Annotated in this window: 22 protein-coding genes and 1 riboswitch; of the genes, 15 read left to right on the forward strand and 7 right to left on the reverse strand. The window is 72.6% G+C overall.

The annotated features are described in order from the left end of the window. The first annotated feature begins 397 nt into the window (after positions 1-397). The 4 genes from AC1DZC_RS01465 to AC1DZC_RS01480 are packed head-to-tail and all read left to right on the forward strand — an operon-like array spanning position 398 to position 4672. Positions 398-1582, forward strand: a complete 1185-nt coding sequence (locus AC1DZC_RS01465; protein WP_477038134.1) for an ROK family transcriptional regulator — start codon at positions 398-400, stop codon at positions 1580-1582. Further along, a complete protein-coding gene (locus tag AC1DZC_RS01470; protein ID WP_477038135.1) occupies positions 1579-2673 on the forward strand; it encodes a substrate-binding domain-containing protein in 1095 nt (364 codons plus the stop codon). Before AC1DZC_RS01465 ends, AC1DZC_RS01470 begins: the two co-directional genes overlap by 4 nt. Next, positions 2670-3452, forward strand: a complete 783-nt coding sequence (locus AC1DZC_RS01475; protein ID WP_477041977.1) for an ATP-binding cassette domain-containing protein — start codon at positions 2670-2672, stop codon at positions 3450-3452. Before AC1DZC_RS01470 ends, AC1DZC_RS01475 begins: the two co-directional genes overlap by 4 nt. After that, positions 3449-4672, forward strand: a complete 1224-nt coding sequence (locus AC1DZC_RS01480) for a sugar ABC transporter permease (protein WP_477041978.1) — start codon at positions 3449-3451, stop codon at positions 4670-4672. Before AC1DZC_RS01475 ends, AC1DZC_RS01480 begins: the two co-directional genes overlap by 4 nt. A 6-nt stretch (positions 4673-4678) precedes the next feature. Here the strand turns inward: AC1DZC_RS01480 and purU are convergent, their stop codons facing one another. Continuing rightward, the gene (purU, locus tag AC1DZC_RS01485; RefSeq protein ID WP_477038139.1) at positions 4679-5542 is read right to left on the reverse strand and encodes a formyltetrahydrofolate deformylase; all 864 of its coding nucleotides are present in this window, start codon (positions 5540-5542) and stop codon (positions 4679-4681) included. A gap of 47 nt (positions 5543-5589) precedes the next feature. Here purU and AC1DZC_RS01490 point away from each other — a divergent pair, with 47 nt between their 5' ends. The 10 genes from AC1DZC_RS01490 to AC1DZC_RS01535 all read left to right on the forward strand — a co-directional run bounded on the left by AC1DZC_RS01490 (position 5590) and on the right by AC1DZC_RS01535 (position 16475). Continuing rightward, positions 5590-6081 carry a GNAT family N-acetyltransferase gene (locus AC1DZC_RS01490; protein ID WP_477038140.1) on the forward strand — a complete coding sequence of 164 codons (492 nt, stop codon included), beginning with the start codon at positions 5590-5592 and terminating at the stop codon, positions 6079-6081. 39 nt (positions 6082-6120) lie between these two features. Continuing rightward, the gene (locus tag AC1DZC_RS01495) at positions 6121-7599 is read left to right on the forward strand and encodes a hypothetical protein (protein WP_477041979.1); all 1479 of its coding nucleotides are present in this window, start codon (positions 6121-6123) and stop codon (positions 7597-7599) included. Positions 7600-7635: 36 nt separating this feature from the next. Beyond that, a riboswitch (ZMP/ZTP riboswitch) is annotated at positions 7636-7726 on the forward strand. A gap of 64 nt (positions 7727-7790) precedes the next feature. Further along, complete coding sequence (gene glyA, locus AC1DZC_RS01500; protein WP_477041980.1) at positions 7791-9074, forward strand: serine hydroxymethyltransferase; 1284 nt, start codon at positions 7791-7793, stop codon at positions 9072-9074. Continuing rightward, entirely contained in the window at positions 9074-9958 is an 885-nt protein-coding gene (locus AC1DZC_RS01505; RefSeq protein WP_477041981.1) for a bifunctional methylenetetrahydrofolate dehydrogenase/methenyltetrahydrofolate cyclohydrolase, read from the forward strand. Before glyA ends, AC1DZC_RS01505 begins: the two co-directional genes overlap by 1 nt. A 51-nt stretch (positions 9959-10009) precedes the next feature. Next, complete coding sequence (locus AC1DZC_RS01510; protein ID WP_477041982.1) at positions 10010-10489, forward strand: VOC family protein; 480 nt, start codon at positions 10010-10012, stop codon at positions 10487-10489. A 14-nt stretch (positions 10490-10503) separates the two neighbouring features. Then, positions 10504-11316 (forward strand): exodeoxyribonuclease III, encoded by an 813-nt coding sequence (locus tag AC1DZC_RS01515; RefSeq protein WP_477041983.1) that lies wholly within the window; start codon positions 10504-10506, stop codon positions 11314-11316. Positions 11317-11384: 68 nt separating this feature from the next. After that, complete coding sequence (locus AC1DZC_RS01520) at positions 11385-14075, forward strand: Ig-like domain-containing protein (protein WP_477041984.1); 2691 nt, start codon at positions 11385-11387, stop codon at positions 14073-14075. A 102-nt stretch (positions 14076-14177) separates the two neighbouring features. Continuing rightward, complete coding sequence (locus AC1DZC_RS01525; protein WP_477041985.1) at positions 14178-15383, forward strand: sensor histidine kinase; 1206 nt, start codon at positions 14178-14180, stop codon at positions 15381-15383. Then, the gene (locus tag AC1DZC_RS01530; protein WP_477042131.1) at positions 15380-16042 is read left to right on the forward strand and encodes a response regulator; all 663 of its coding nucleotides are present in this window, start codon (positions 15380-15382) and stop codon (positions 16040-16042) included. Before AC1DZC_RS01525 ends, AC1DZC_RS01530 begins: the two co-directional genes overlap by 4 nt. Before the next feature lie 115 nt (positions 16043-16157). After that, positions 16158-16475: an SHOCT domain-containing protein gene (locus AC1DZC_RS01535; protein WP_477041986.1), complete on the forward strand. Its 318-nt coding sequence runs from the start codon at positions 16158-16160 to the stop codon at positions 16473-16475. 32 nt (positions 16476-16507) lie between these two features. On the opposite strand, the gene AC1DZC_RS01540 is transcribed toward AC1DZC_RS01535, so the two are convergent. Further along, on the reverse strand, positions 16508-17773 hold the full coding sequence (locus tag AC1DZC_RS01540) for an MFS transporter (protein WP_477041987.1): 1266 nt from the start codon (positions 17771-17773) through the stop codon (positions 16508-16510). A 56-nt stretch (positions 17774-17829) separates the two neighbouring features. Here AC1DZC_RS01540 and AC1DZC_RS01545 point away from each other — a divergent pair, with 56 nt between their 5' ends. Continuing rightward, entirely contained in the window at positions 17830-18342 is a 513-nt protein-coding gene (locus AC1DZC_RS01545; protein WP_477041988.1) for a helix-turn-helix domain-containing protein, read from the forward strand. Here AC1DZC_RS01545 and AC1DZC_RS01550 read toward each other — a convergent pair whose 3' ends face one another. The 5 genes from AC1DZC_RS01550 to galT form a co-directional block, all read right to left on the reverse strand. Continuing rightward, positions 18343-19593 carry an ABC transporter permease gene (locus AC1DZC_RS01550; protein WP_477041989.1) on the reverse strand — a complete coding sequence of 417 codons (1251 nt, stop codon included), beginning with the start codon at positions 19591-19593 and terminating at the stop codon, positions 18343-18345. Next, positions 19590-20384 carry an ABC transporter ATP-binding protein gene (locus tag AC1DZC_RS01555; RefSeq protein ID WP_477041990.1) on the reverse strand — a complete coding sequence of 265 codons (795 nt, stop codon included), beginning with the start codon at positions 20382-20384 and terminating at the stop codon, positions 19590-19592. Before AC1DZC_RS01555 ends, AC1DZC_RS01550 begins: the two co-directional genes overlap by 4 nt. Further along, positions 20381-21409 carry a permuted SH3 domain-containing protein gene (locus AC1DZC_RS01560; RefSeq protein WP_477041991.1) on the reverse strand — a complete coding sequence of 343 codons (1029 nt, stop codon included), beginning with the start codon at positions 21407-21409 and terminating at the stop codon, positions 20381-20383. The genes AC1DZC_RS01555 and AC1DZC_RS01560 overlap by 4 nt, the downstream gene beginning before the upstream one ends. A gap of 209 nt (positions 21410-21618) precedes the next feature. Further along, the gene (gene galK / locus AC1DZC_RS01565) at positions 21619-22833 is read right to left on the reverse strand and encodes a galactokinase (RefSeq protein ID WP_477041992.1); all 1215 of its coding nucleotides are present in this window, start codon (positions 22831-22833) and stop codon (positions 21619-21621) included. Next, positions 22830-24023 carry a galactose-1-phosphate uridylyltransferase gene (gene galT / locus AC1DZC_RS01570; RefSeq protein WP_477038256.1) on the reverse strand — a complete coding sequence of 398 codons (1194 nt, stop codon included), beginning with the start codon at positions 24021-24023 and terminating at the stop codon, positions 22830-22832. Before galT ends, galK begins: the two co-directional genes overlap by 4 nt. Between the last annotated feature and the right edge of the window lie 2 nt (positions 24024-24025).

Here is a 24025-nt window from a genome sequence, read left to right on the forward strand (position 1 = left end):
TTTGCCGTGGATAGGGGGGTGCTGCTGGACGAGGGACCCGAGGGTCCCGCGGCCCGGAGTTCGCCATCCGATGCGGGAGCGTTCGGGTGGCGTTCGGACGGAGGCTCGGCAGTGCGCCTCGTCCGATCCGCGTCACATCTCATCGTCGGAGAGGCCTTGAAGTCAAGAAATGAACGAATGCGTCGCCAAATCGTGATCTGGGCTTCATCTCGCGCAGCCACCGGCTGCGACCTCGGCGTTCACACCCCGGGGTGACAAGGTCGGACCTGCAGGTTCACCCGTCCAGCCGCAGGTGAACGGGCAAGTCGTGCTCAATGCCCTGTTCTACGCATATCGGACCGGGTGAGGTCCGAGCCGCGCACGAGTCCGCTCAGATACGCGTGTGTATCCTGCGCGCGTGGGCAATGACCGGGTCACTCCGGGCTCCCAGACTTCACTGCGTGAAGCCAACAGGGCGCGGATCGTCAGCGCCGTCCAGCAGCGTGGCTCGCTCACGCAGGTCGAGCTGGCCGGCGTCACTGGCCTGTCCCCAGCCACCGTGTCGAACATCGTCAAGGAGCTGACGAGCGCCGGCGTCCTGCACACCGCGCCCACCTCGCGCTCGGGTCGTCGGGCCCAGCAGGTCACGCTCGCCCGCAACCTCGGCCTCGTCGCCGGGATGCACTTCGGGACCCGCTCGCTGCGGGTGGCTCTGTCCGACGTGGCCCACCGGATCGTCGCCGAGCAGCGGATGCCGCTGCCGCCCGACCACCGCGCTGACCAGGGGCTCGAGCGCGCCGCACTGCTGCTGACCGAGATGGTCGACTCGGTCGACGCGTCCCTCTCGGAGGTGCTGGCGATAGGCGTCGGCGTGCCCGCTCCCGTCGACGTGCGCACCGGCCGGATCTCCTCGATCGGCATGCTGCGTGGGTGGGACGGCGCCGCGGTCCCGGACCTGCTGGGCAAGCGGCTCGGGCTGCCCGTCTACGTGGACAACGACGCGAACCTGGGGGCGCTCGCCGAGGTCCGGCTGGGTGCCGCGCGCGGGCGGGCGGACGTCGTCTACATCCACGCGTCGCACGGCGTCGGCGGTGGACTGGTGCTCAACGGCGAGGTGTTCCACGGCCGCGCGGGCGGGGCCGGCGAGATCGGGCACTCGACCGTCGACGACAACGGGCCGGTCTGCCGTTGTGGCAACCGCGGGTGCCTCGAGATGTACGTCGGGGCGCCGATACTTCTGGACATGCTGCGCCCGAGCCACGGGAACCTGACGCTGCGCGGAGCGATCGCGCGCGCCGAGGCCGGCGACGCCGGGTGCCGACGCGTCATCGCCGACGCCGGGCACCACCTGGGTGTCGTCGCCGCGGGCGTGAGCAACCTGTTCGACCCCGAGCTCGTGGTCATCGGCGGTGAGCTCGCGGACGCCGGCGAGCTGCTGCTGGAGCCGATCCGTGCCGTCATGGCGCAGCGCAGGATCCCGAGCACGGCCGGCCCGATCCCGGTCGTCGGAGCCGAGCTCGGCGCTGCGGCGGAGGTGCGCGGAGCCCTCGCGATCGCGCTCGACAGGGTGACCATCGGTGCGCCCGGGACGGTGCTCGCATGAGTGCTCGCGCAAGGCTGCGACGCAAGGTGGTGGCGCTGGTCCTCGCCGCGCTGTCGCTCGCCCTGGTCTCGTGCGTCCCCGCCAGCACGCCGCACGCCGAGATGGCCATCGCCCTGCTCCTGCCGGAGTCCAAGACCGCGCGGTACGAGGCCGTCGACCGGCCCTCCTTCGAGGGTCTGGTGGCGCGCCGGTGCGCGGAGTGCAAGGTGCTCTACGCCAACGCCGACCAGGACGCCGCGCTCCAGCAGCAGCAGGCCGAGGCGGTGCTGACCCAGGGGGCCGGCGTGATCGTCCTGGACGCGGTCGACGCCGACGCCGCGGTCGGCATCGTCGCGGAGGCCAACCGCCGGGGCGTGCCCGTGATCGCCTACGACCGGTTCATCGCGAACGCCGGCATCGACTACTACGTGTCCTTCGACAGCCGTCGGATCGGCCAGCTCCAGGGTGAGGCCCTGGCACGTGCGCTCGCCCTCGAGGGGATGAGTCCGGAGAACCCCAAGGGAGTGCTGATGGTGAACGGCGCGGCCACGGACCCCAACTCCGCGCAGCTGGAGAGCGGTGCCAGGGGCGCGTTCGAGGGGCTGCCGATCACGGTGCTCGCGGAGTACGACACCCCCGACTGGAGCCCGGACAAGGCGCAGGAGTGGGTGACCGGGCAGCTGACGGAGTTCTCCGGGCAGGTCGATGCGGTGCTCGCCGCGAACGACGGCACCGCGGGCGGAGCCATCTCGGCGATGCGCGCGGCCGGTCTGAACCCGATCCCGCCCGTCACCGGTCAGGATGCCGAGCTCACCGCGATGCAGCGGATCGTCACGGGCGACCAGGTGATGACCGTCTACAAGGCCATCAACGAGCAGGCGCGCACGGCCGCCGAGCTCGCGGTCCGGGTGCTGCGCGGCGAGTCGCCCATGACCACGTCGCGGGTGCAGGGCGTGCCGGCCCTGATCCTCGAGCCCGTGTCCGTCAACATCGGCAACCTTCGCCGCGTCATCATCGACGGCGGCGTCTACACGACCGAGGAGATCTGCGTGCAGCCCTATACCGAGGCGTGCGCCCAGGCCGGACTGTTCGACGAGAGGGGTGCCCGGTGAACGACGTCCTCGCCGGCCCCGACGGTGCCGTGAATCACGGCTCCGCGACCCCCGTGCTCTCGCTGCGCGGCGTCTCCAAGAGCTACGGCGCGGTGCGTGCGCTCGTCGACATCGACTTCGAGGTGCGCGCCCACGAGGTCGTCGCCGTGATCGGCGACAACGGCGCGGGAAAGTCGACCCTCGTCGGAACGCTGACCGGAGCGCTCGCGCCCGACAGCGGCGAGGTGGTCGTCGACGGACGACCCGTGACGCTGTCCGACCCTGCCGTCGCCCGCGGCTACGGGATCGCCGCCGTGTTCCAGGACCTCGCCCTCTGCCAGAACCTCGACGTCGTCGAGAACCTCTACCTCGGGCACGAGGTCGAGCGCGGGTTGCTGCTCGACGAGGTCGCGATGGAGAAGCACGCCTGGGAGCTGCTCAACCAGCTCGCCGCGCGCGTCCCGTCCGTGCGGGTGCCCGTCGCCGCGCTCTCGGGAGGCCAGCGCCAGGCGGTCGCGATCGCCCGGTCGCTGCTCGGCGACCCACGCGTGATCGTCCTCGACGAGCCGACCGCCGCGCTCGGGCTGCGGCAGACCGCGGAGTTCCTCACGCTGGTCGAGCGCCTGCGCGAGCGCGGCCACGGCGTGGTCCTGACCAGCCACTCGCTCGCCGACGTGCAGGCCGTCGCCGACCGGATCGTGGTGCTGCGCCTCGGCCGGACCAACGGGGAGTTCGACGCCGCCAAGACCAGCTACGAAGAGCTGCTCGCCGCCGTCACGGGAATCCGGAGCGAACGATGAGCGCCCTGAGCACCATGAGCGCCCTGCCCGAGGAGCAGCCGAGCATCTGGGCGTCCTCGTGGCAGCGCCTGCGCACGGGCGACGCGGGCGTGCTGCCCATCAGCGCCGTGCTCGTCATCATCTGGCTGGTCTTCCAGGTGCTGAACCCGCACTTCCTGTCCAGCGACAACATGGTCAACATCACGCAGCAGTCCGCGTCGACCGGCGTCATCGCGCTCGGCGTCGTGCTCACGCTGCACATCGGCCAGATCGACCTCTCCGTCGGCGCGGTCTCCGGGCTCGCCGCGGCCGTCGTCGCCGTCTGCTCGGTCCAGCTGGGCTGGGCCTTCCCGCTCGCGTTCGCGGCGTCGCTGGCCGTCGGTGTCGTCGTCGGCTCGATCTACGCCGCGCTGCAGACGAGGCTCGCCGTTCCCAGCTTCGTGTTCACGCTGGCCGGCCTGCTCGTGGTCACCGGCCTGCAGATCCGGGTGCTCGGCCCGACCGGCTCGGTCAACGTGCCTTTCGAGTCCCCGCTCGTCGAGTTCTGCCAGACGGCGTTCCTCGACCCGGCGCTGTCCTGGGCGCTCGTGCTGCTGGTCGTCGCCGGCTACTCGGCCGGGCGCCTGATGGACCGGACGCGTCGCGCGCGCGCAGAGCTGCCGGTCAGCTCGGCGTTCGAGCTCGTCACGCGGGTGGCGGTCCTCGCGGTCGTCCTGTCGATCTCGGTGGCCTACCTGAACACCAACCGCGGCGTCGGGGCGGTGTTCGCGCTGTTCGTCGGCCTGGTCGCCGTCGTCGACCTGCTGCTGCGCCGCACCCGCTGGGGCCGCTCCGTGCGGGCCGTCGGCGGCGACGTCGAGGCGGCCCGCAAGGCCGGCGTGCCCGTGCGCCGGGTCTTCTTCACGGTGTTCGTCCTCTGCTCGACGTTCGCGGCGCTCGGCGGCGTGCTCGCCGTGGGCCGTCTGGCCGCCGCCAACCAGGGCACCGGCGCGAGCGACACCAACCTCACGGCCATCGCCGCGGCGATCATCGGCGGGACGAGCCTGTTCGGCGGGCGCGGCTCGGCGTGGTCCGCGCTCGTCGGCATCCTGGTCATCCAGTCGATCGCGACCGGGCTGACCCTGCTCAACCTCGACACCTCGGCCCGGCTCGTCGTCACCGGCCTCGTGCTCGCGCTCGCGGTCACCATCGACGCGCTGCAGGCCCGGGCCCGGGAGAGCTACCGCGCCGTCTCGACGTAGCCCTCGCTACTTGAAGACGATGGTCCGGTGGCCGTCGAGCAGGACGCGGTGCTCGGCGTGCCAGCGCACGGCGCGTGCCAGAGCACGGCGCTCGACGTCCTGACCCAGTGCGACGAGGTCCTCGACGGCCCGCGAGTGGTCGACGCGCTCGACGTCCTGCTCGATGATCGGGCCCTCGTCGAGGTCGCCCGTCACGTAGTGCGCGGTCGCGCCGATCAGCTTGACCCCGCGGTCGTGGGCCTGCGCGTAGGGGCGGGCGCCCTTGAACGACGGCAGGAACGAGTGGTGGATGTTGATCACGCGGCCCTGCAGTCGTCGGCACAGGTCGTCGGACAGGATCTGCATGTACCGCGCGAGCACGACGAGCTCGACGTCGAGCTCATCGACGAGTTCCAGCAGCCGGGACTCGGCCTGCGCCTTCGTCGCGGAGGTGACCGGGACGTGGTGGAACGGGATGCCGTAGAAGCTCGCGAGCGGTTCGAGCGCGGTGTGGTTGGAGACGACCGCGACGAGGTCGACCGGCAGGTTCTCCGACCGCTGCCGGAACGCCAGGTCGTTGAGGCAGTGCGCCGCGGTGGAGCCCATGACGAGCGTGCGGACGGGGCGCCCGACGACGTCGAGGGACCACTGCATGCCGAACTGCTCGCCCAGCCGGGACAGTGCCGCCGTCAGGGTGTCGCGCGGCGTGGACGCCGTGACCTGCACGCGCATGAAGAAGAGCCCCGACAGCGGGTCGCCGAACTGCTGTGACTCGGTGATGTTGCCGCCGTGCTCGGCGAGCAGGCCGGCGACGGCGTGCACGATGCCCGGCCGGTCGGGGCAGGACAGCGAGAGCACCCAGTGGGTCGGTTCGATCGTGGCGGAGGACACGAGGTCCGAGAGTAGTGGTCGCGGTGATCGGCTGACACGATGGCGTCATGACGACCGCCGACCTCGACATCCGTTCGGTGACCCTCGACGACGCCGGGGAGCTGCTGACGCTCCGTCGGGCCGCCTTCGTGACCGAGGCCCAGCAGTACGGTGACCCGCACATCCCGCCGCTGACGCAGACCCTCGAGGAGCTCCAGGCGGACCTGGAGGCCGAGGGTGTCATCACGCTCGGCGGCTGGTACGGGCACCGGCTCGTCGGCTCGATCCGCGTGCTCATCGAGGGCTCGAAGGCGACGCTCGGCCGGTTCGCGGTGGCCCCTGACCTGCAGGGACAGGGTTTCGGCACGCAGATGCTCATGGCGATCCTGCCGTTCCTGCCCGACGGCATCGAGGAGGTCTGGGTGTTCACCGGCCGCGACTCGGTGCAGAACATCGCGCTCTACGCGAAGCACGGCTACGAGCACCAGCACGACCAGACCGCCGGCGACCTGACGTACGCGTACCTGCGCAAGCTGCTGGGTGACGGATCCGAGGCCTGACGGCTCAAGTGAGGTCGTCCGCGGACCGATGTCCGTTCTGTGACGGAAGCGCACCAGCAGGGGGCAGGCGCGGCGGCAGGGGTCGACGACCCTGACCGGGCCGACCTCGTCTACGCCTGGGCGAAGGCTGCGGACCAGGTCGACGAGCTCGACCTGGCCGCCACCCTCATCGCGCACGCCGGGCACCCCGCGACCGCGACGGCCACCCGTCGGGCGGGACTCGCGTACCTGAGCGGTGACGCCGCGCTCGTCCTGACGATCCTCGCCGAGATCGGCGCGAGCGAGGTCCCGTCGGACGGCCCGCGGTCGATGAACCACGTCCTCGTGCTCGGCGCCCAGGCGATCGAGGGCGACCAGGCGGCGTTCGCGACCCTGGTCGGGCTCGGGGCCCTCCTACCCGTCGACCACCGCCCGTGGTACCTGTACATCCTGGGCGTCGCCGCCGAGCGGACCGGCCAGCGAGCAGTCGCCGCCGACGCCTGGCGGGCGCTGTTCGTCGACCACGGCGTGCGTACGACCTACGTCGTCGGTCGGTTCGCCAGCAGCTGGATCGCGACGCGGAACCGCGTGGTCGACCCGATCGAGCGAGTCGCACAGGCGGCCCACGCCGTGCGGTCGGCGACACCGCGACCGTGGCACGACACGTATGCGCTCGAGCGCGCGGTCGAGGCTCTGGAGGCGAGCGACGACAGGGCAGGCGCGATGCTGCTGGTGGGCGCCGTTGCCCGTACCAGCCCGCGCTCGGCGCAGCTCGACGACCTCTCCCGGCGGACGCGGCCGGTCGTCCGCACCGCGCCCGCTCTGCTTCCCTGGGTCGGCGCGACGGTGCTCACCCTGCTGCTCGGCCTCGTCGGTCTGGCGGCCGGGGTCCTCGGGATCGCTCTCCTGCGCGGACGCTGGCGGGTCGTGCCCGACCTGTCGCCGACGGACGAGCGCACGTGGTTCGCCCTCGATCGGTTGCCCCTCGACGACGAGCAGCGACGGCTGCAGAGTGCCGACTCGCAGTTCAAGGGCCTCGCCGTCCTGTTCGCGCTGCTCGGCCTCGTCCTGGGCGCGGTCGCCGCGGCAGGGATCGCCGCCGTCGTCGCCGACGCCTGGCCGGGAGCACCCCTCGTCCTGGTCGCAGGATGGTGGCTCGCACCCGTGCTCGCCCTGCCTCTGCTCGGCGTCAAGCTCGGCCGCCGGCTGATCAGGCTCTCGGACGCGAGGGTCCTGCGCCGTCGGGAGGCAGACGCCGACCGTGCCCGGCTCGTCGACACCGCCGCCTGCGGCTGCTGGGAGCGCAGCGTCCACGTCGGCCCGTACGCCGTCGCCTATGCGGCACACCACCTGCGCCCCGCCGCGCCGGTCGTGTCGGCGACGTGGCGGCCCGTCGTGCTGGAGTGCCCCCTGTCCGGCCTGCGCTGGCTGTCGACCGCCTCCGCGTCCGGCGTCTCCATGCTGCTGCTGCGGGGGACCCCGCCGCAGGCCATCGCCGAGCCCGAGCCGCTGCCGGTCGGCACGGGCGGCTATCTCTGAGACACGTCGACGGCCCCGTCGAGCCGTTGCTAGTCTGTGCGGCGTCGCGACTGGCGAAACGGGTGGGTCACCACCGGGGAGCGACGTAGCAGCAGCAGACCATGGGTCGGACGCCTGGGCCCCCGGTCACCCCACCGGTCCGACTACCGAGTGCGCGGTGACACCGTGCGCGCTGACTGCCAGGGAGTGCCATGAGCAACACCCCGATCCTCGACCAGAACATCTCCGAGCTCGACCCCGAGATCGCCGCCGTCCTCGACGGTGAGCTGGCCCGCCAGCAGGGCACCCTCGAGATGATCGCGTCGGAGAACTTCGTGCCCCGCGCGGTCCTGCAGGCGCAGGGCTCCGTGCTGACCAACAAGTACGCCGAGGGCTACCCGGGACGCCGCTACTACGGCGGCTGCGAGCAGGTCGACATCGCGGAGAACATCGCGATCGACCGCGCCAAGTCGCTGTTCGGCGCCGAGCACGCGAACGTCCAGCCGCACTCGGGCGCCACGGCCAACGCCGCCGTCCTGCACGCGCTGATCAACGCGGGCGACAAGATCCTCGGCCTCGAGCTGGCCCACGGCGGCCACCTCACGCACGGCATGAAGATCAACTTCTCCGGCAAGCTCTACCAGGTCGGCGCCTACGGCGTGGACCCGGACACCTTCCTCGTCGACATGGACGCCGTTCGGGCCAAGGCACTCGAGCAGCGCCCCGACGTGATCATCGGCGGCTGGTCGGCCTACCCGCGTCACCTCGACTTCGCGGCCTTCCGGTCCATCGCCGACGAGGTCGGCGCCAAGCTCTGGGTCGACATGGCCCACTTCGCCGGCCTGGTGGCCGCGGGCCTGCACCCGAGCCCCGTCCCGCACTCCGACGTGGTGTCCAGCACGGTGCACAAGACGATCGGCGGCCCCCGCTCGGGCTTCATCCTGAGCCGCGAGGAGTACGCCAAGAAGATCGACTCGGCCGTCTTCCCCGGTCAGCAGGGCGGTCCGCTCATGCACGTGATCGCCGCCAAGGCCGTCGCGTTCAAGGTCGCCGCCACCGACGAGTTCAAGGACCGTCAGCAGCGCACGCTCGACGGCGCCCGCATCATCGCCGAGCGCCTGTCCGCACCCGACGTGACCAAGGCCGGCGTCTCGGTCCTCACCGGCGGCACCGACGTGCACCTGGTGCTCGTGGACCTGCGGCACTCGGACCTGGACGGCCAGCAGGCCGAGGACCTCCTGCACTCGGCCGGCATCACGGTCAACCGCAACGCGGTGCCCTTCGACCCGCGCCCCCCGCGCGTCACGTCGGGCCTGCGCATCGGCACGCCGGCGCTCGCGTCGCGCGGCTTCGGCGACGCCGAGTTCACCGAGGTCGCGGACATCATCGCGACCGCCCTGATCGACGGCGCGTCGACGGACCTCGACGCGCTCAAGGCCCGCGTGCTGAAGCTCACGGACGGCTTCCCGCTCTACGACGGACTGCAGCAGTACTGATGACGGCCCAGCTTCTCGACGGCACCGCCACCGCGAAGCGGATCAAGGCCGAGCTGACCGAGCGGGTGGCCGCACTGGCCACCCGCGGGGTCACGCCCGGCCTGGGCACGCTCCTGGTCGGCGACGACCCGGGTTCGCAGTGGTACGTGGCCGGCAAGCACAAGGACTGCGCCGAGGTGGGCATCGCCTCGATCCGCGAGGACCTGCCCGCCACGGCCACGCAGGACGAGATCGAGGCGGCGGTCCGACGGCTGAACGAGGACCCGGCCTGCACCGGGTTCATCGTCCAGCTGCCGCTGCCGAAGGGCATCGACACCAACCGCGTGCTCGAGCTCGTCGACCCCGACAAGGACGCGGACGGCCTGCATCCGACGAACCTCGGGCGCCTGGTGCTGCGCGTCAACGAGCCCGTCACCTCGCCGCTGCCGTGCACGCCGCGCGGGATCATCGACCTGATCCTGCGGCACGACATCGACCTGCGTGGTGCGGACGTCGTCGTCGTGGGACGCGGCGTCACCGTCGGCCGCTCGATCGGGCTGCTGCTCACTCGTCGCGAGATCAACGCGACCGTGACGCTCACGCACACGGGTACCGACGACCTCGCGGAGCACACGCGGCACGCCGACGTGATCGTCGCGGCGGCCGGTGTCCCCGGGATCATCACGGCGGAGATCGTCAAGCCCGGCGCGGTCGTCATCGACGTCGGCGTCTCGCGGACCGTGGACCCGGAGACCGGCAAGAGCCGTGTCGTCGGCGACGTGGACCCGAACGTGCGGGAGGTGGCGTCGTGGGTGTCGCCCAACCCGGGTGGCGTGGGTCCCATGACGCGCGCGATGCTGTTGAGCAACGTCGTCGACACCGCCGAACGGCTGCTCGGAGCCTGAGACCCTCGGGAGTGCCCCGGGTCGGCCGGGGCGCTTCCGAAGGAGTCCGTCATGGGCATCGTCCGTCCGCACCTGTGGTTCGACGACCAGGCCGAGGACGCGGCCAACTTCTACGTCTCCGTCATCCCGAACACCTCGATCCTGTCGGTGGTGCGGGCCCCCGCCGGTACGCCCGGGGTGGCCGAGGGGGCGGCGTTCATCGTGGAGCTCACCCTCGACGGCATGCCTGTCACGCTCCTCAACGGGGGTCCGGTGCTGAAGCTCGACGACGCGTTCTCGTTCGTGCTCGAGTGCCAGACGCAGGCCGAGATCGACCACTACTGGGACGCGCTGCTGGCCGACGGCGGCGTGGAGTCGCAGTGCGGCTGGCTGAAGGACCGGTTCGGGCTGTCGTGGCAGGTCACGCCCGCGGGCCTGGACCGGTGGATGGCCGCTGACGCCGACCCGGAGGGCACCGCGCGCGTGATGGCGGCGCTGCTGCCGATGGTCAAGCTGGACATGGACGCGCTCGAGGCCGCCTACCGGGGCTGATGCAGGATGGTCGGGTGCTGACCATCGCCTCTGTCAACGTCAACGGGATCCGCGCGGCCTACAAGCGCGGCATGGGCGCCTGGTTGGAGGCGCGCAGGCCGGACGTGGTGCTCCTGCAGGAGGTCCGGGCGTCCGACGAGATCCTGGCCGACCACCTGCCGCCGGGGGAGTGGCACCTGGCGCACGAGGCGAGCGAGACGGCCGGCCGGGCCGGGGTCGCGATCGCGTCCCGGCTGCCGATGTCCGCCGTGCGGATCGGGCTGAAGACGGGCGTGACCAGCGACTCGGGCCGCTGGGTCGAGGCCGACCTGACTATGCCGCCCCACGAGGGCGCGCCGGGCCGGACCATCACGGTCGTCTCGACGTACCTGCACTCCGCCACGGCGGGGCAGCCGTCGATGGACGAGAAGTACGCGTTCCTCGACCATGTCACCGCGCGGCTGGCCGACATCGCCGAGGGCGGTGGGTACGCGGTCGTCGCGGGGGACATCAACATCGCGCACCGCGAGGTGGACCTCAAGAACTGGAAGGGCAACCTCAAGCACGCGGGCTTCCTGCCGCGCGAGCGGGCGTACCTCGACCGCTGGTTCGACGACCTGGGCTGGCACGACATGGGCCGCGAGCTCGGCGGGGAGGGCCCCGGGCCGTTCACGTGGTGGTCCTGGCGCGGCCAGGCGTTCGACAACGACGCCGGCTGGCGCATCGACTACCAGCTGGCGACCCCCGACCTCGCGGACGCGGCGGTGACGGCGACCGTCGACCGGGCGGCCACGTACGCCGAGCGGTTCAGCGACCACGCGCCCGTGGTGGTCGAGTACGACGTCTGACCGACGAGCGTGTGACCTGCGTCGTCGGGCGGTACGTTGGCGGCACAGGGGTCGACGAACGGAGCCGCATGACGCGTCGGCGCTCGGCCGGGCCGGTGGCGGCGCTCGTGTCCGCGCTGCTGGTGCTCGTCGGCCTCGTGCTGGTGCCGGCCTCCGCGGCACGCGCCGACTTCGCGTCGCAGTGCGCGTCCCCGGACCGGGTGGTCAGCGCCACGGACCCCGCGATCACTGTCGCGTCGGGCGAGGTGGTCCTGCTGGCGGCCGACTTCACCGGTGGTGTCAACGCGCTCCCTCGGGGCGGGACGCTCTGCGTGGCACCGGGCGCCACCCTCACGGGCTTCTACATGAACAACGCCGAGGGGGCGATCGTCGTGGCGGCCGGCGGCGCCCTCGACCTCCCCTCCGTCGTCGTCGCGGCGGGGTTCTCGCTCGAGCTCGAGGGGGCGGCGCAGTTCGACGGCCTCGGCGCCAACGGCAGCGTCGACGTGCACGTCCACCCCGGAGGCGAGCTCGTCGTCGGCAGCTCGCTGTCGCCCGGCGGCGGAGCGTTCCGGAACGAGGGCACGTTCGAGGTCCAGGGCGCACTGAACGTGAACTCCACGGTGCGCGTCGAGAACAGCGGCTCGCTGGACGTCGCCGGCTCCGCGAACCTCGACGGCACGCTCGACAACTCCGGCGTCGCGACGTTCGGATCCACGGTCACGATCAACGGGTCCGGGTCGCTGCAGAACACCTGCACGTTGAGCACGGCCGCGAGCCTGGTCAACAACGCCTCCGGCTCGGAGAACGCGGGGATCGTGACGGCGACCGGGAGCTTCCTCAACAACGGCACCTGGCGTCAGTCGAGCGGCGGCGTGCTGACCGCCGCGACCCTGACGGACGACGGCGTGGTCGGCGGCTTCGGCGGCTACCAGTTCTCCGGTCACACGAGCGTCCAGGGCGCCTTCGTCGGGGACTCGGCGACCGATCCCGTCCGGGTGCAGTCCGTCGCGCCACCGGGGCAGATCTTCGACGTGCAGACCGGCACGGTCCAGAACGTGCTCCGCGCGACCGTCGATGCGGGTGGCAGCCCGGCGGGCTGCGCGGTCCCCGACGGCCCCATCGCCGACGTCGTCTCGTTCAAGACCGGCCCGGCCAAGGCGCTCCAGGGCGACACCGTGGTGTACGAGATCGTCGTGGCGAACCGTGGCCCCGACGCGGCGGCCGACGTCACGGTGAGCGACCCGCTGCCTGCGGGCTTCGTGCTCGACCCTGCGTCGACGATCGGAACCGTGGTCGGCGGCGCCCTGACCTGGCACTTCGCGACGCTGCCGGCTGGACCCACGCTGTCGCTCAAGTACTCGGGCGTCGTCACGGCGCCGCCGGGCTCCACGCTGGTCAACGTCGTCAGCAGCACGTCGACCACGACGGACCCGTCGCCGTCCAACAACGACGGCAGTGCCCAGTCGAGCCGGGTGAGCACGGAGGTCGTCGGCGCCGTGCCGCCTCCGAACACCCTGCCGGTCGCCCAGGACCTGGTCCGGGACACGACCACCGCCGCGCTCGTGCTCGGGACCGTGACGGCGAGCGACCCCGACGCCGGGCAGGTGCTCACCTTCACGCTGCAGGTGCCGCCGACGGACGGTGCCGTCGACCTCGGTCCGAGCGGCGAGTTCCAGTACCGGTCGGACTCCGACTTCGCCGGCGTGGACACGTTCACCTACCAGGTCTGCGACAACGGGTCCGCGCCAGGCTGTGACGAGGGGCTCGTGACGATCAACGTCCGGCCGCGCGCCGTCGACGACCTCGCGGAGTCGTTCCCCGGCGTCCCGGTGACCGTGCCGGTGGTGGCCAACGACACCGACGGCGCCCCGCTCGACACGACCCCGGTGACCCCGCCGACGAACGGGACGGTGACGCTCGACCCCGCAACCGGTGCGGCGACGTACACGTCGTCCGCCGGCTTCACGGGCGTGGACACGTTCGAGTACCGGATCTGCTCGCCGAGCGAACCGACGTTCTGCGACACCGCGCTCGTCACGGTCACCGTCGTGGCCCGCAACGACCCGCCGACGATCGCCCCGCTCCTGATGCGCACGACGACCGACGTCCCCGTGACCGACGACCTGGTGGTGGCAGACCCCGACGCCGATACGGTCACGACGTACTCCGGCATCCCCCCACGGAGCGGGACCGAGGTCGTCGAGCCCGACGGGTCGACCACGTACTCGCCGAGGTCGGCGTTCGCCGGGCGTGACCAGTACGGCGTGTTCGCCTGCGACGACGGTGTCCCGCGGCTCTGCGCGACGGCGCGCGTCGACGTCGAGGTGCTGCCGGTCGCTCTGCCCGACAGCGCGCAGACCACCGCGGGGACCGCCGTCCCGGTGGACGTCTCCCCGAACGACGCGGGCCTCGTCGGGCCGCCGGCACTGGCGTCGCCGCCCTCGAACGGGACGGCGACGTTCGGCGGGACGGTCGCCCGCTACCTCCCCAGCGCCGGGTTCGTCGGCACCGACAGCTTCACCTACACGATCTGCGCGACGACGGCTGCGGACCTCTGCGCGACGACGACGGTCACCGTCGTCGTGAGTGCCGTCGTCGTGACGCCCGGGCCGACGCCGCCGCCCGTGACGCAGGTTCCCGGCCCGGCACCTGGTCCGGGCCCCGGTTCGGGCGCGATCGCGGCCACCGGGGCGGAGCCGGTCCCCATGCTCCTGCTCGCTCTCGCGCTCCTGCTCGGCGGTGGCGCGCTCGTCCGGGTGGCGCGTCGTCGCGCGTAGCGGGCACCGGGCTCGGTGGTCGAGCCGGACCTCCGCGCGGAGCACCCGACCCGCTCCGTGCGGAGGACGCGCCCGGCTCCCCGCCGTGGCTACCGTGGTCGGATGACCGAGCCCCTGCCCCGAGGCGGACCACCCGCCTGGGGAGCCGGTCCACCGTGGGGCCCCTGGTCGGGAGAGCGCCCGCGCGCCGCCTGGCTCGCGCTGCCGGTCACCGCCCTCGCGGTCGTCACGGTCATGGGCTGCGTGTTCGTCGGGTTCTGGCACACGCACGCGCGGCCGTTCGACCTCGGCGCGGTGGCCCTGCTGCTGCTGGCACCCGCGTCGATCCTGCTGGTGACGCGGCGGCGCGGTCCGTGGGCGGTCGTCGGGGGCGTCCTCGCCGTCCTGGGCCCGGTGTCGTACCTCGCCCTGGGCTACCCGCCGGGTCCGGCGGTCGTCCCGCTCGGGTTCGTCGTCGTGGCGGCCGGCGCGACGAGGCAGCGGGCCCTGTCGATCGCCGCGGCGGCCGCGGGAGCGGTCGGGGTCGGGGTGGTCGCGCTGGGCACCGGGGCGCCGACCGCCGTGTACGCGTGGTTCACCGCGATCGGGCTCGGCGTCGCCGTGGGCATCGGCGAAGGGGCTCGCGAGCGTCGCGAGCGGATGCGCGCGCTCCGCGTGGCGCGCGAGTCGCGCGAGGAGGCCGTGGCTGCGGCCGAGCGGCTGCGGATCGCCCGCGAGCTGCACGACGTGCTGGCTCACTCGCTGTCCGCGATCACCGTGCAGGCGGGCGTCGGGCTGCACCTCATGGACCGCGAGCCCGAGCAGGCGCGCAAGGCTCTCGGCGCCATCCGGGACACCAGCAGGGACGCGCTGGACGAGGTGCGCGAGGTCCTCGGGATCCTGCGCGCGCAGGGCGAGGCGCCCCGCGAGCCGGCGGCGGCGCGCGATCTCGGCGGGCTGCTCGACCTGGTGCGGATGGCGCGCGACGACGGCCTGGCGGTGGACGACGAGGGGGTCGCGCAGGCCGTCGGTGCGTCCCTGGAGGTGGTCCCGGAGGCCGTCGTGGTCGTCGTGCACCGCGCGCTGCAGGAGGCGCTGACCAACGTGCGACGCCACTCGACGTCGACGTCCGTGCTGGTCAGGCTCGTCGTCGGGCCGGGATCGGTGGCGCTCGACGTCCGCGACTATGGTGATGTACAAGAGCCGGTGGCCGAAGGGTACGGACTGCGCGGCATGCGCGAGCGCGTCGAGGCGATCGGCGGGGCGCTGGCCGTCGACAGCGCCGCCGGGTTCCACGTGCACGTCGAGATCCCGTGGGCGCAACGATGATCCGGGTCCTGCTCGCCGACGACCAGGCGCTCGTGCGCGGCGGCTTCCGCGCGCTCATCGACGCGGAGCCCGACCTGACCGTGGTCGGCGAGGCGGCCACCGGCGACGAGGCCGTGCAGCTGGCCACCCAGCTCCTGCCCGACGTGGTCCTCATGGACATCCGGATGCCCGGGAGCGACGGGCTGGCGGCCACCCGGCGCATCGTGCAGGACCCGCGGGCGGGTGGTGTCCGGGTGGTCGTCGTGACGACGTTCGAGCTCGACGAGTACGTCGCGGAGGCGATCCGCGCGGGCGCGTCCGGGTTCCTGGTGAAGGACACCGAGCCGGCGGACCTGCTGCGGGCGGTGCGCGTGGTCGCGGCGGGCGACGCGCTGCTCTCGCCGACGGTCACGCGACGCCTGCTGGCCACCGTCGCCCGGGCGACCCGCGAGGTCGTCGAGGTGCCCGGGATGAGCGACCTGACCCCGCGCGAGCGTGAGGTGGTCGTGCTCGTCGCCGAGGGGCTGTCGAACGACGAGATCGGCGCTCGGATGTATCTGTCGCCGCTCACCGTCAAGACGCACGTGCTCCGGGCGATGTCCAAGGTGGGCGCGCGCGACCGGGCGCAGCTGGTCGTCGCCGCGTACGAGTCCGGCGTGGTGCGGCCCGGCTGGGCGTAGGAGGTCCGTTCGCAGCACCCACGACGGTCCGCCTGGACGACGACGGGTGCCGGTGCCGCGAGCGATCGTGGTGGTGCGGTCGAACGACGGCCGCCCACACGACCCGGAGGTCATCATGTTCAGCTCGCTCGCCACGCTGGCGACACACCCCGTCGGCTGGGGCTGGGGCTGGGGTCCCGGACCCTGGTTCCTCATCTTCCCGCTGTTCTGGTTCGGCGTGATCTCCCTGTTCCTCGTGCTCGGCGGTCGTCGTCGGCGCACGTACTGGGCCGAGAACGGCGGGTGGGGTCCGCGCAGCGGGTACCAGCAGGGCGGCACGCAGAGCGCCCGCGCGGTCCTCGCGGAGCGGTACGCCCGCGGCGAGATCGACGAGGCCGAGTACCGCGCCCGTCTCGAGGTCCTGCTGGCGACCGGTCCTCAGCCGCAGGGCTGACGCGCAGCGTCCGAGCAGATGCGGGTCAGGGCCTACATCTGCTCGGACGGTGCGGGTTCCGGTACGGGTGCCGCGGGGAGGTCGCGCATGCCGAGCAGCGGGGAGATCAGCACCGGCAGCACGGACAGCGCGGTGATCGCGACCGCGACCCAGAGCGTCGGGACGACGCCGAGGTGGGTGCCCAGCCAGCCGCCCAGCACCCCGCCGATCGGGATGGTGCCCCACACGATGAACCGGACCGACGCGTTCATCCGGCCGAGCAGGGCCGGTGGGCAGACGCGCTGTCGGAAGCTCACCTGCGCGACGTTGTAGAGCACGATCGCGAACGAGAAGGTCACGCCACCGACGATGAGCACCACGGACGGCGGGAACGGCAGCACGAACGCCAAGGGGGTCAGCGCGGCGGCGGGCACCGCGGCGAGCATCGACAGCGGCACGAGCCGTGCCTCGCCGACCCACCGGGCGAGCCGGCCGGCGACGACCGCGCCGACCAGGCCGCCGACCGCGGACGCCGACACGACCGTGCCCCAGGCGGCGGTCCCGAGGTCGAGGACGCGCAGCGCGTAGATGACCAGGACCGCGGTCTGGATCGAGTTGGCGAAGTTGCCGAGGCCGGTGGTCGCGACGATCCGCCGCAGGATCGGCTGGTGCACGACGAACGAGAGCCCCTCGGCGATCTCGGTGCGCAGCGGGCGGTGGGTGTCGGGGTGCGGGGGAGTCTCGACGTGCCGGATGCGCCACACCGCGAACGCGGAGGTCACGTACATCACGACGTTCACGGCGATGAGGGCGGGTGCCGTGATGACCTTGAGCAGCAGCCCGCCGACCGCGGGGGCGGCGACGGCTGCGACCGACTGCGTGGCCTGCAGCTTGGAGTTGCCCTCGACGATGTGGTCGAGGCCGACCAGCCCCGGCACGTAGCTCTGGTGCGAGACGTCGAAGAACACGGACGCGACGCTGATCACCAGCCCCGCGCCGATGAGCAGCGGGATCGAGGCGTGGCCCGTCATCGCCGCGACGACGACCACGGTCAGCACGGCCGCCCGGGCCAGGTCCGAGGCGAGCAGCACCCGGCGCTTGCGCATCCGGTCCACCCAGGCGCCCGCGGGCAGGCCGATCACCAGGAACGCCGCGGTCTCGGCGGCGGTCAGCAACCCCATCTGCCACTCGGTCGCGTCGAGCGACTGCACGGCGTAGACGGGCAGGGCGAGCCCGGTCAGCTGCGCGCCGAACTGCCCCAGGGCGTCGCCCGTCCACAGTCGGCGGAAGTCGGGGTGGTGCACGAGGGACTGGCTCACGGACCCAGGATCGGCAACTGATTGGGAAAAGTCAATCAGTGTGCGAGGATCGTCCCGTGACGGAGAACGAGGCGGAGGTCGACGCCGACGCACGCGCGCTGGCCAGCACGCTGCGCCTGCGGATCCTGCGCCTGTGCCTCGACGAGCCGATGACCAACAGGGAGATCGCGGCACGCCTCGACCGCAACCCGGCGACGATCCTGCACCACGTCCGCACGCTCGCCGACCGCGGCTTCCTGGCCGCCCAGCCGGCGCGCCGCGGCACCCGGGGGTCGCGCGAGGTGCCGTACCTCGCCACCCGGAAGTCGTGGCGGACGCCGGACGCCCTCAAGTCGTCGCGGGTGCTCATCGACACGTTCCTCGAGGAGGTCGCCCTCGTCGACCCGGGCGAGATCGTGGCCACCCGGCTCGGCCTGCGGCTCGACGAGGCGGGGCACACCGAGCTCGTCGACCGGGTGCAGGCCCTGTTCGAGGAGTTCGCGAGCCGCCCGCCGACGCCGGACGGGACGGCCTACTCGGTCTTCTACGCCCTGCACGAGGACGTGACCCGCAACGAGGCCACCGGCTGATCAGTACCGGATGGCGTCGATCACCCTCACCCGCACGGCGAAGCTCGCGGGGATGATCCCCGCCAGCGCACCGACCGCCGTCGCGCAGAGCATGCCCACCACCGCGGCCGAGACCGGGAACGGGGGCATGTCCTGGATCCCGCCGCCGAACAGCTTCTCCACCGGGATGTTCTTGACGATCGCCACCGACAGCGTCACCCCGACGAGCCCGGCGACGAACGTCGCGACGACCGACTCGAGCAGCACCCCGAAGAACACGCGGCCCGAGGTCGCACCGAACGATCGCCGGATGCCGATCTCGCGGATCCGGTAGCGCACGGTCACCAGGGCGATGTTCACCAGCCCGAGCCCGCCCAGGAGCAGGGCCATGCCGCCGATGCCGATGCCCACCCACTTCGCCGCCCGGTCGAGACCGCCGTTGCCGTAGTCGTTGTCCTGGACGTCGACCTGCCAGCCGGGCGCGACGGTCTGCATGTCCTGCTTGATGCGGGCCGTCAGGTCGCGCGCCTGGTCGGTGGGCACCCAGAGGTACATGGTCGGGACCTGCTGGTTCATCGACGCCTGCATCGACCCGGCGGCCGGGGCGGCGCCGCCCGACTGGATGCCGGAGCCGTCGTCGCCGATCCACCGGTGGTACTGGTCGTACAGGACCATCGCGGTCGGTTCGGCGCCCGGCCAGTCGTCGGCCAGCACCCCGACGATCGTGGCGGTCACCGGGGCGCGGTCGCCCATCTCGACGGTGGGGTGGCTGGACAGGTCCGCGACGCCGATGGCCGTGAGGAACGACTGGTTCACGACGAGGGTCGGCCCGAAGGCCGTCTCGTCGGTCTCCGTGAACCAGCGCCCGGTCGTCGGCACGATGCGGTTGATGGTGCCGAGGTCGGTGTCGACGGTGCGGATCTGGACGGCCCGCTTGCCGTCCGCCATCCGCATCGGCACCTGGAGCCACGCGTCCCGGCTCGCGTAGGTGATCGAGTAGCGGTCGAGCAGCTCACCGAACGCGTCGTCCCAGTCGGTCGGCGCGGCGGCCGCCTGGTCCACCGGGTAGGCGCTGACCATGAGCGTCACCAGGCGCCCGTTCTGGCGGTCGGTCTGCTCCTGGGTGGCCTGCTTGAGGATCGCGATGACGGCCGTGACGCTCGTGATCGCCGTGACGGCGCACGCGACGCCGATCAGCGCGAGCAGCACCCGCAGCTTGTGGATCCGCAGCTCGTCCCAGGCCTCGACGATCGCCCCGACGATGCCCGTCATGCGTGGAGCCCGCCCTCGGCACGCGGGAGGGCCGGATCCGGCAGCCGGCGCTCGACCGCCTTCGACCGGTTCGCGACGACGTCGCCGACCCAGTCGGAGTCGGTGTCCAGCCGGATGGGCACGAGGACCCCGTCGCTGAGCCGGAACTGCCGCTCGGCGCGGGAGGCGACGGCGAGGTCGTGCGTGATGGTGACGAGCGCGGCGCCGGTCTGGGACGCGATCTCGTCGAGCAGGTCCATGACCGAGCCGCCCGTCTCCACGTCCAGCGCGCCGGTGGGCTCGTCGGCGAGGATCACACGCGGTCCCCGCACGAGCGCGCGGGCGATGGCCACGCGCTGCTGCTCGCCGCCGGAGAGCTTGTCGGGCATGGTGTCGACGCGGTCGCCCAGGCCCACGCGCTCGAGCATCTGCGTGGCCAGTCGCCGGCGGTTCCAGAACTGCTTCCCCCGGGCGTACATCAGGGGAGCGGCGACGTTCTCCAGCGCGGTCCGGCCCGGCAGGAGGTTGAACTGCTGGAAGACGAACCCGAAGTCCCGCCCGCGTCGTCGGGTGCGCGTGCGGTTCGAGAGCCGTCCGATGGGCACGCCCTCGAGCAGGTACTCGCCCGTGGTCGGCGCGTCCAGCAGGCCGAGGATGTTGAGGAGCGTCGACTTGCCGGTGCCGGAACGTCCGACCACGGCCACGTGCTCGCCCGCGTCGACCGAGACGGTGACCCCCTGCAGGATGTGCAGCATCCGGTCGTCGGGAAGCCGGACGGACCGCGTCACGTCCGTGAGCTCGAGGAGGCTCATCCGCCGCACACCGCCGGGTCGTAGCTCAGGTTGCAGTCCACCGGGAGGCCCGCTCCGCCCGGCACGGGGATGAACTGGAGCACGGTGTCACCCGCGGCCAGACCGTCGGTGACCTGCACGACCTTGCCGTCGGTCAGCCCGAGCGTGACGGCCTTCTTCTCGTTCTCGCCGTCCGTGCCGACGAGCCACACGTTGCCGGTCTGGACCGTGCCCTGCACGGCCGAGATCGGGACGACGACGGCGCCCTCGACCGATCCGTTCGTGATCTCCACCGTCGCGCCGAGCCCGGCGAAGGCCGTGACGCCGGCGGGGATGGCGCAGGAGACGGTGCCGCTGGACGACGGCGCCCCCGTCCCGGCCTGGTCGGGGTCGCCGGTCGTGGTCGCGGGGGCGGCCCCGACCCGCAGGCCCGTGCAGTCGAAGGGGGCCGGGCCGCCGTTGAGCGTGACGCTGGCCTGCGTCGGCGCCCCGACCAGGCGGTACTGCTGGTCGGGGGTCAGCGTGCCGCTCACCGACAGCGTGCCCGGGGCGACGGTCGCGACCTGGACGCCGACCGAGACCTCCTGGTCCTTGAGCGTCGGCAGCGTCAGCGTGCCCGCGACCGGCGACTTCACGACGACGGTCTCGACCTTGGGCTTGCGCTCGGTCGTCGTCGTCTCGCCGGTCTCGGAGTTGGTCGTCACGACCGGGTCCTGCGGGGTCTCCTTGCGGATCTCCAGGACGGGCGTGCCGACCGCGACGACGGCGCCGTCGGTGGTGAGGAGCCTGCTGACCTTCCCGGCGAGCGTGGCCTTGACCACGACGGCCGGGTCCGCCACCACGGAGGCCTGGATGGTGACGGCGTTCGTCACGGTGGCCGTCTCCACCTGCACCGTGGGCTCCGCCGACGCGCCGGTGGGCTGCAGCGAGGTGTCCACACCACCGACGTCCGCACCCGTGAAGGCGATCTTCACGAGGGCGACGGCGATCACCGCCCAGATGACCAGGCGGATGATCGGGAAGACGATCCGGCGGGTGACTCCCACGGTAGGACTCCTCGCGTCGAGTGGCTCGTGCGTGCGCGTCGGGGTCTGCCCCCGGGTCGGTGCTGGTGGAACGCTGGCTGACCGTAGCGAGGTCCACCGGGGCGTCGGATCCGTCCCGGGGATGATCTCGTCGACAACCGCGCGACAGACACTACTGCGCGATGCGCGATACCGCGCACGACACGCCACCCGCTCGCGTGGCGCCGGCCTCAGGCTGCGGGGGCCTGCGCAGTCGCGACGAGGAACGCGGGAGCGCGCAGCCCGGCGTCGGCGAAGGCGTCCGCCACGGCCTGCGCCACCTGGCCGACGGCGTCGGCCGTGACGAGGGCGATCGCGGAGCCGCCGAAGCCGCCCCCGGTCATCCGCGCGCCGAGAGCGCCGGCCTGCACGGCGGTGCTGACCACGAGGTCGAGCTCGCGGCAGGACACCTCGTAGTCGTCCCGCAGCGAGGCGTGCGACGCGTTCATGAGCGGGCCGACCTCACCGACCTCGCCCGAGTCGAGGAGGGCGACGAACCAGGTCACGCGGTCGATCTCGGTCACGACGTGCCGGACGCGGCGCACCTGGACCTCGTCGTCGAGCTTGTCCAGCGCCCACTCCAGGCCGCGCGGGTCGGTGGTGATCTCGCGCAACGTCTCGACGCCGAGGTGGGCCGCCGCGGCCTCGCAGGACGCGCGGCGGGCGGCGTACTGGCCGTCCACGAGCGCGTGCTCCGCGCGGGTGTCGACGACGAGCAGCGCGAGCCCCTGCGCGGCGAGGTCGAACGGCACGTGCCGCACGGAGCCGTCGAGGCAGTCGAGCAGCAGCGCGTGGCCGGCCCGGGCCCGCAGCGACGCCGCCTGGTCCATGCCGCCGGTCGGGGCGCCCGCGATCTCGTTCTCGGCGCGCACGCAGAGCTCCGCGAGCCGCGCGCGGCCGGCGTCGTCGTCGGCACCGGCCAGGCCGAGCCCGAACACGGCGTCGAGCGCGACCGCGACCGAGGCCTCCAGCGACGCGGACGACGAGAGCCCGGCGCCGTACGGGACGCACGAGTCGACGGCGACGTCGAAGCCGCCGACCGCGAGGCCGGCCTCTCGCATCGCCCACGCGACGCCGACGACGTAGCCGATCCAGCCCTCCACGGTGCCCGGTGCCACGTCGCCGAGCGCGACCTCGCGGTGCCCGGAGGGCTCCTGCGCGGACACGAGCCGGACCACGTCGTCGTCGCGACGCCGCAGGGCGACGTACGCGCGGTGGGGGAGCGCGATGGGCAGGCACAGGCCGCCGTTGTAGTCGGTGTGCTCGCCGATCAGGTTGACCCGGCCGGGAGCCGACCAGGTGCCGTCGGGCGCACCGTCACCGAACCGTGCCTCGAAGAGGCTCCTGGCTCGCTCGGCGCCCTGCTCGGGCGTCCACGGCTCGACCCAGGTCACGACTGCGTTCACGCGATCTCCTGCAGGCGGGCGGCGATCCGCTCGGGGGTCGTGTCGCTGATCCAGGCGCCGACGCCCGACTCGACGCCCGCGAGGTACTTGAGCTTGCCGGGCGCGCGCAGCACCGAGAACAGCTGCAGGTGCAGACGGGAGACGTCGCGGCCGTCGCCGACGGGCGCCTGGTGCCAGCCGGAGATGTACGGCAGCGGGATCGCCTCGCCGTCGGGACCCACGAAGAACCGGTCGAGCCGCTGCAGCAGCGACAGGTACACGGACGCCAGGTCCTCGCGCTCGTCGTCCGTGAGCGACGGGAGGTCGGGAACGTCTCGACGAGGGGCCAGGTGCACCTCGACGGGCCAGCGCGCGGCGAACGGCACGTAGGCCACCCAGTGCTCCGACTCGATGACGATGCGCTCGCCGTGCTCGAGCTCGGCGTCCAGCACGTCCCGTCCGAGCAGGCGGCCGGTGCGCGAGTGGTAGGCGCGGGCCTCCGTGAGCATCGCCTGGGTGCGCGGGGTGACGTACGGGAACGCGTAGATCTGCCCGTGCGGGTGGTGCAGCGTGACGCCGATCTCCTTGCCGCGATTCTCGAAGATGAACACCTGCTCGATGCCGGGCAGGGCGTTGAGCGCCGCGGTCCGCTGCGTCCACGCCTCGACGATCGTGCGCATGCGCCGCGGTCCGACGGTGCTCAGGGACGCGGTCGGGTCCGACGAGAAGCAGATGACCTCGCAGCGGCCGGCGGCCGGGCGCACGGTCCACAGCGGCTCGTGCGAGCGCAGGGTGGGAGCGTCGGGCACGCCGGGAACGGCGAGCAGCGACGGGAACCGGTTCTCGAACACGACGACGTCGTAGTCCTCCGCCGGGATCTCGCCGTCCTGGTAGACCGCCCCGGGCTTGGCGGGGGCCAGCGGGTTGGCGTCGGCCGGCGGGAGGAACGTGCGGTTCATCCGGTGGGCCGCCATGGGGATCCACTCGCCTGTCAGCGGGTCGCGACGCAGCTCGGGCCCCGTGACGGGGGTCGCGACACCGTCGGGACCGACGACCGGCGCGAAGCGGTCCGGCAGCGGCCTCGGGTCGTCGAGGCGACGGGTCTTCGTGCCGGAGACGTACGGCTCGCTGTCGTCGAAGTAGAGCAGCTCACGACCATCGGCGAGGCGGGTGGGGGTCAGGCGGACGGGCAGGGTGCGCGCGTCGGGCATCG

It is taken from the genome of Cellulomonas sp. P2_B4 (assembly GCF_056404795.1).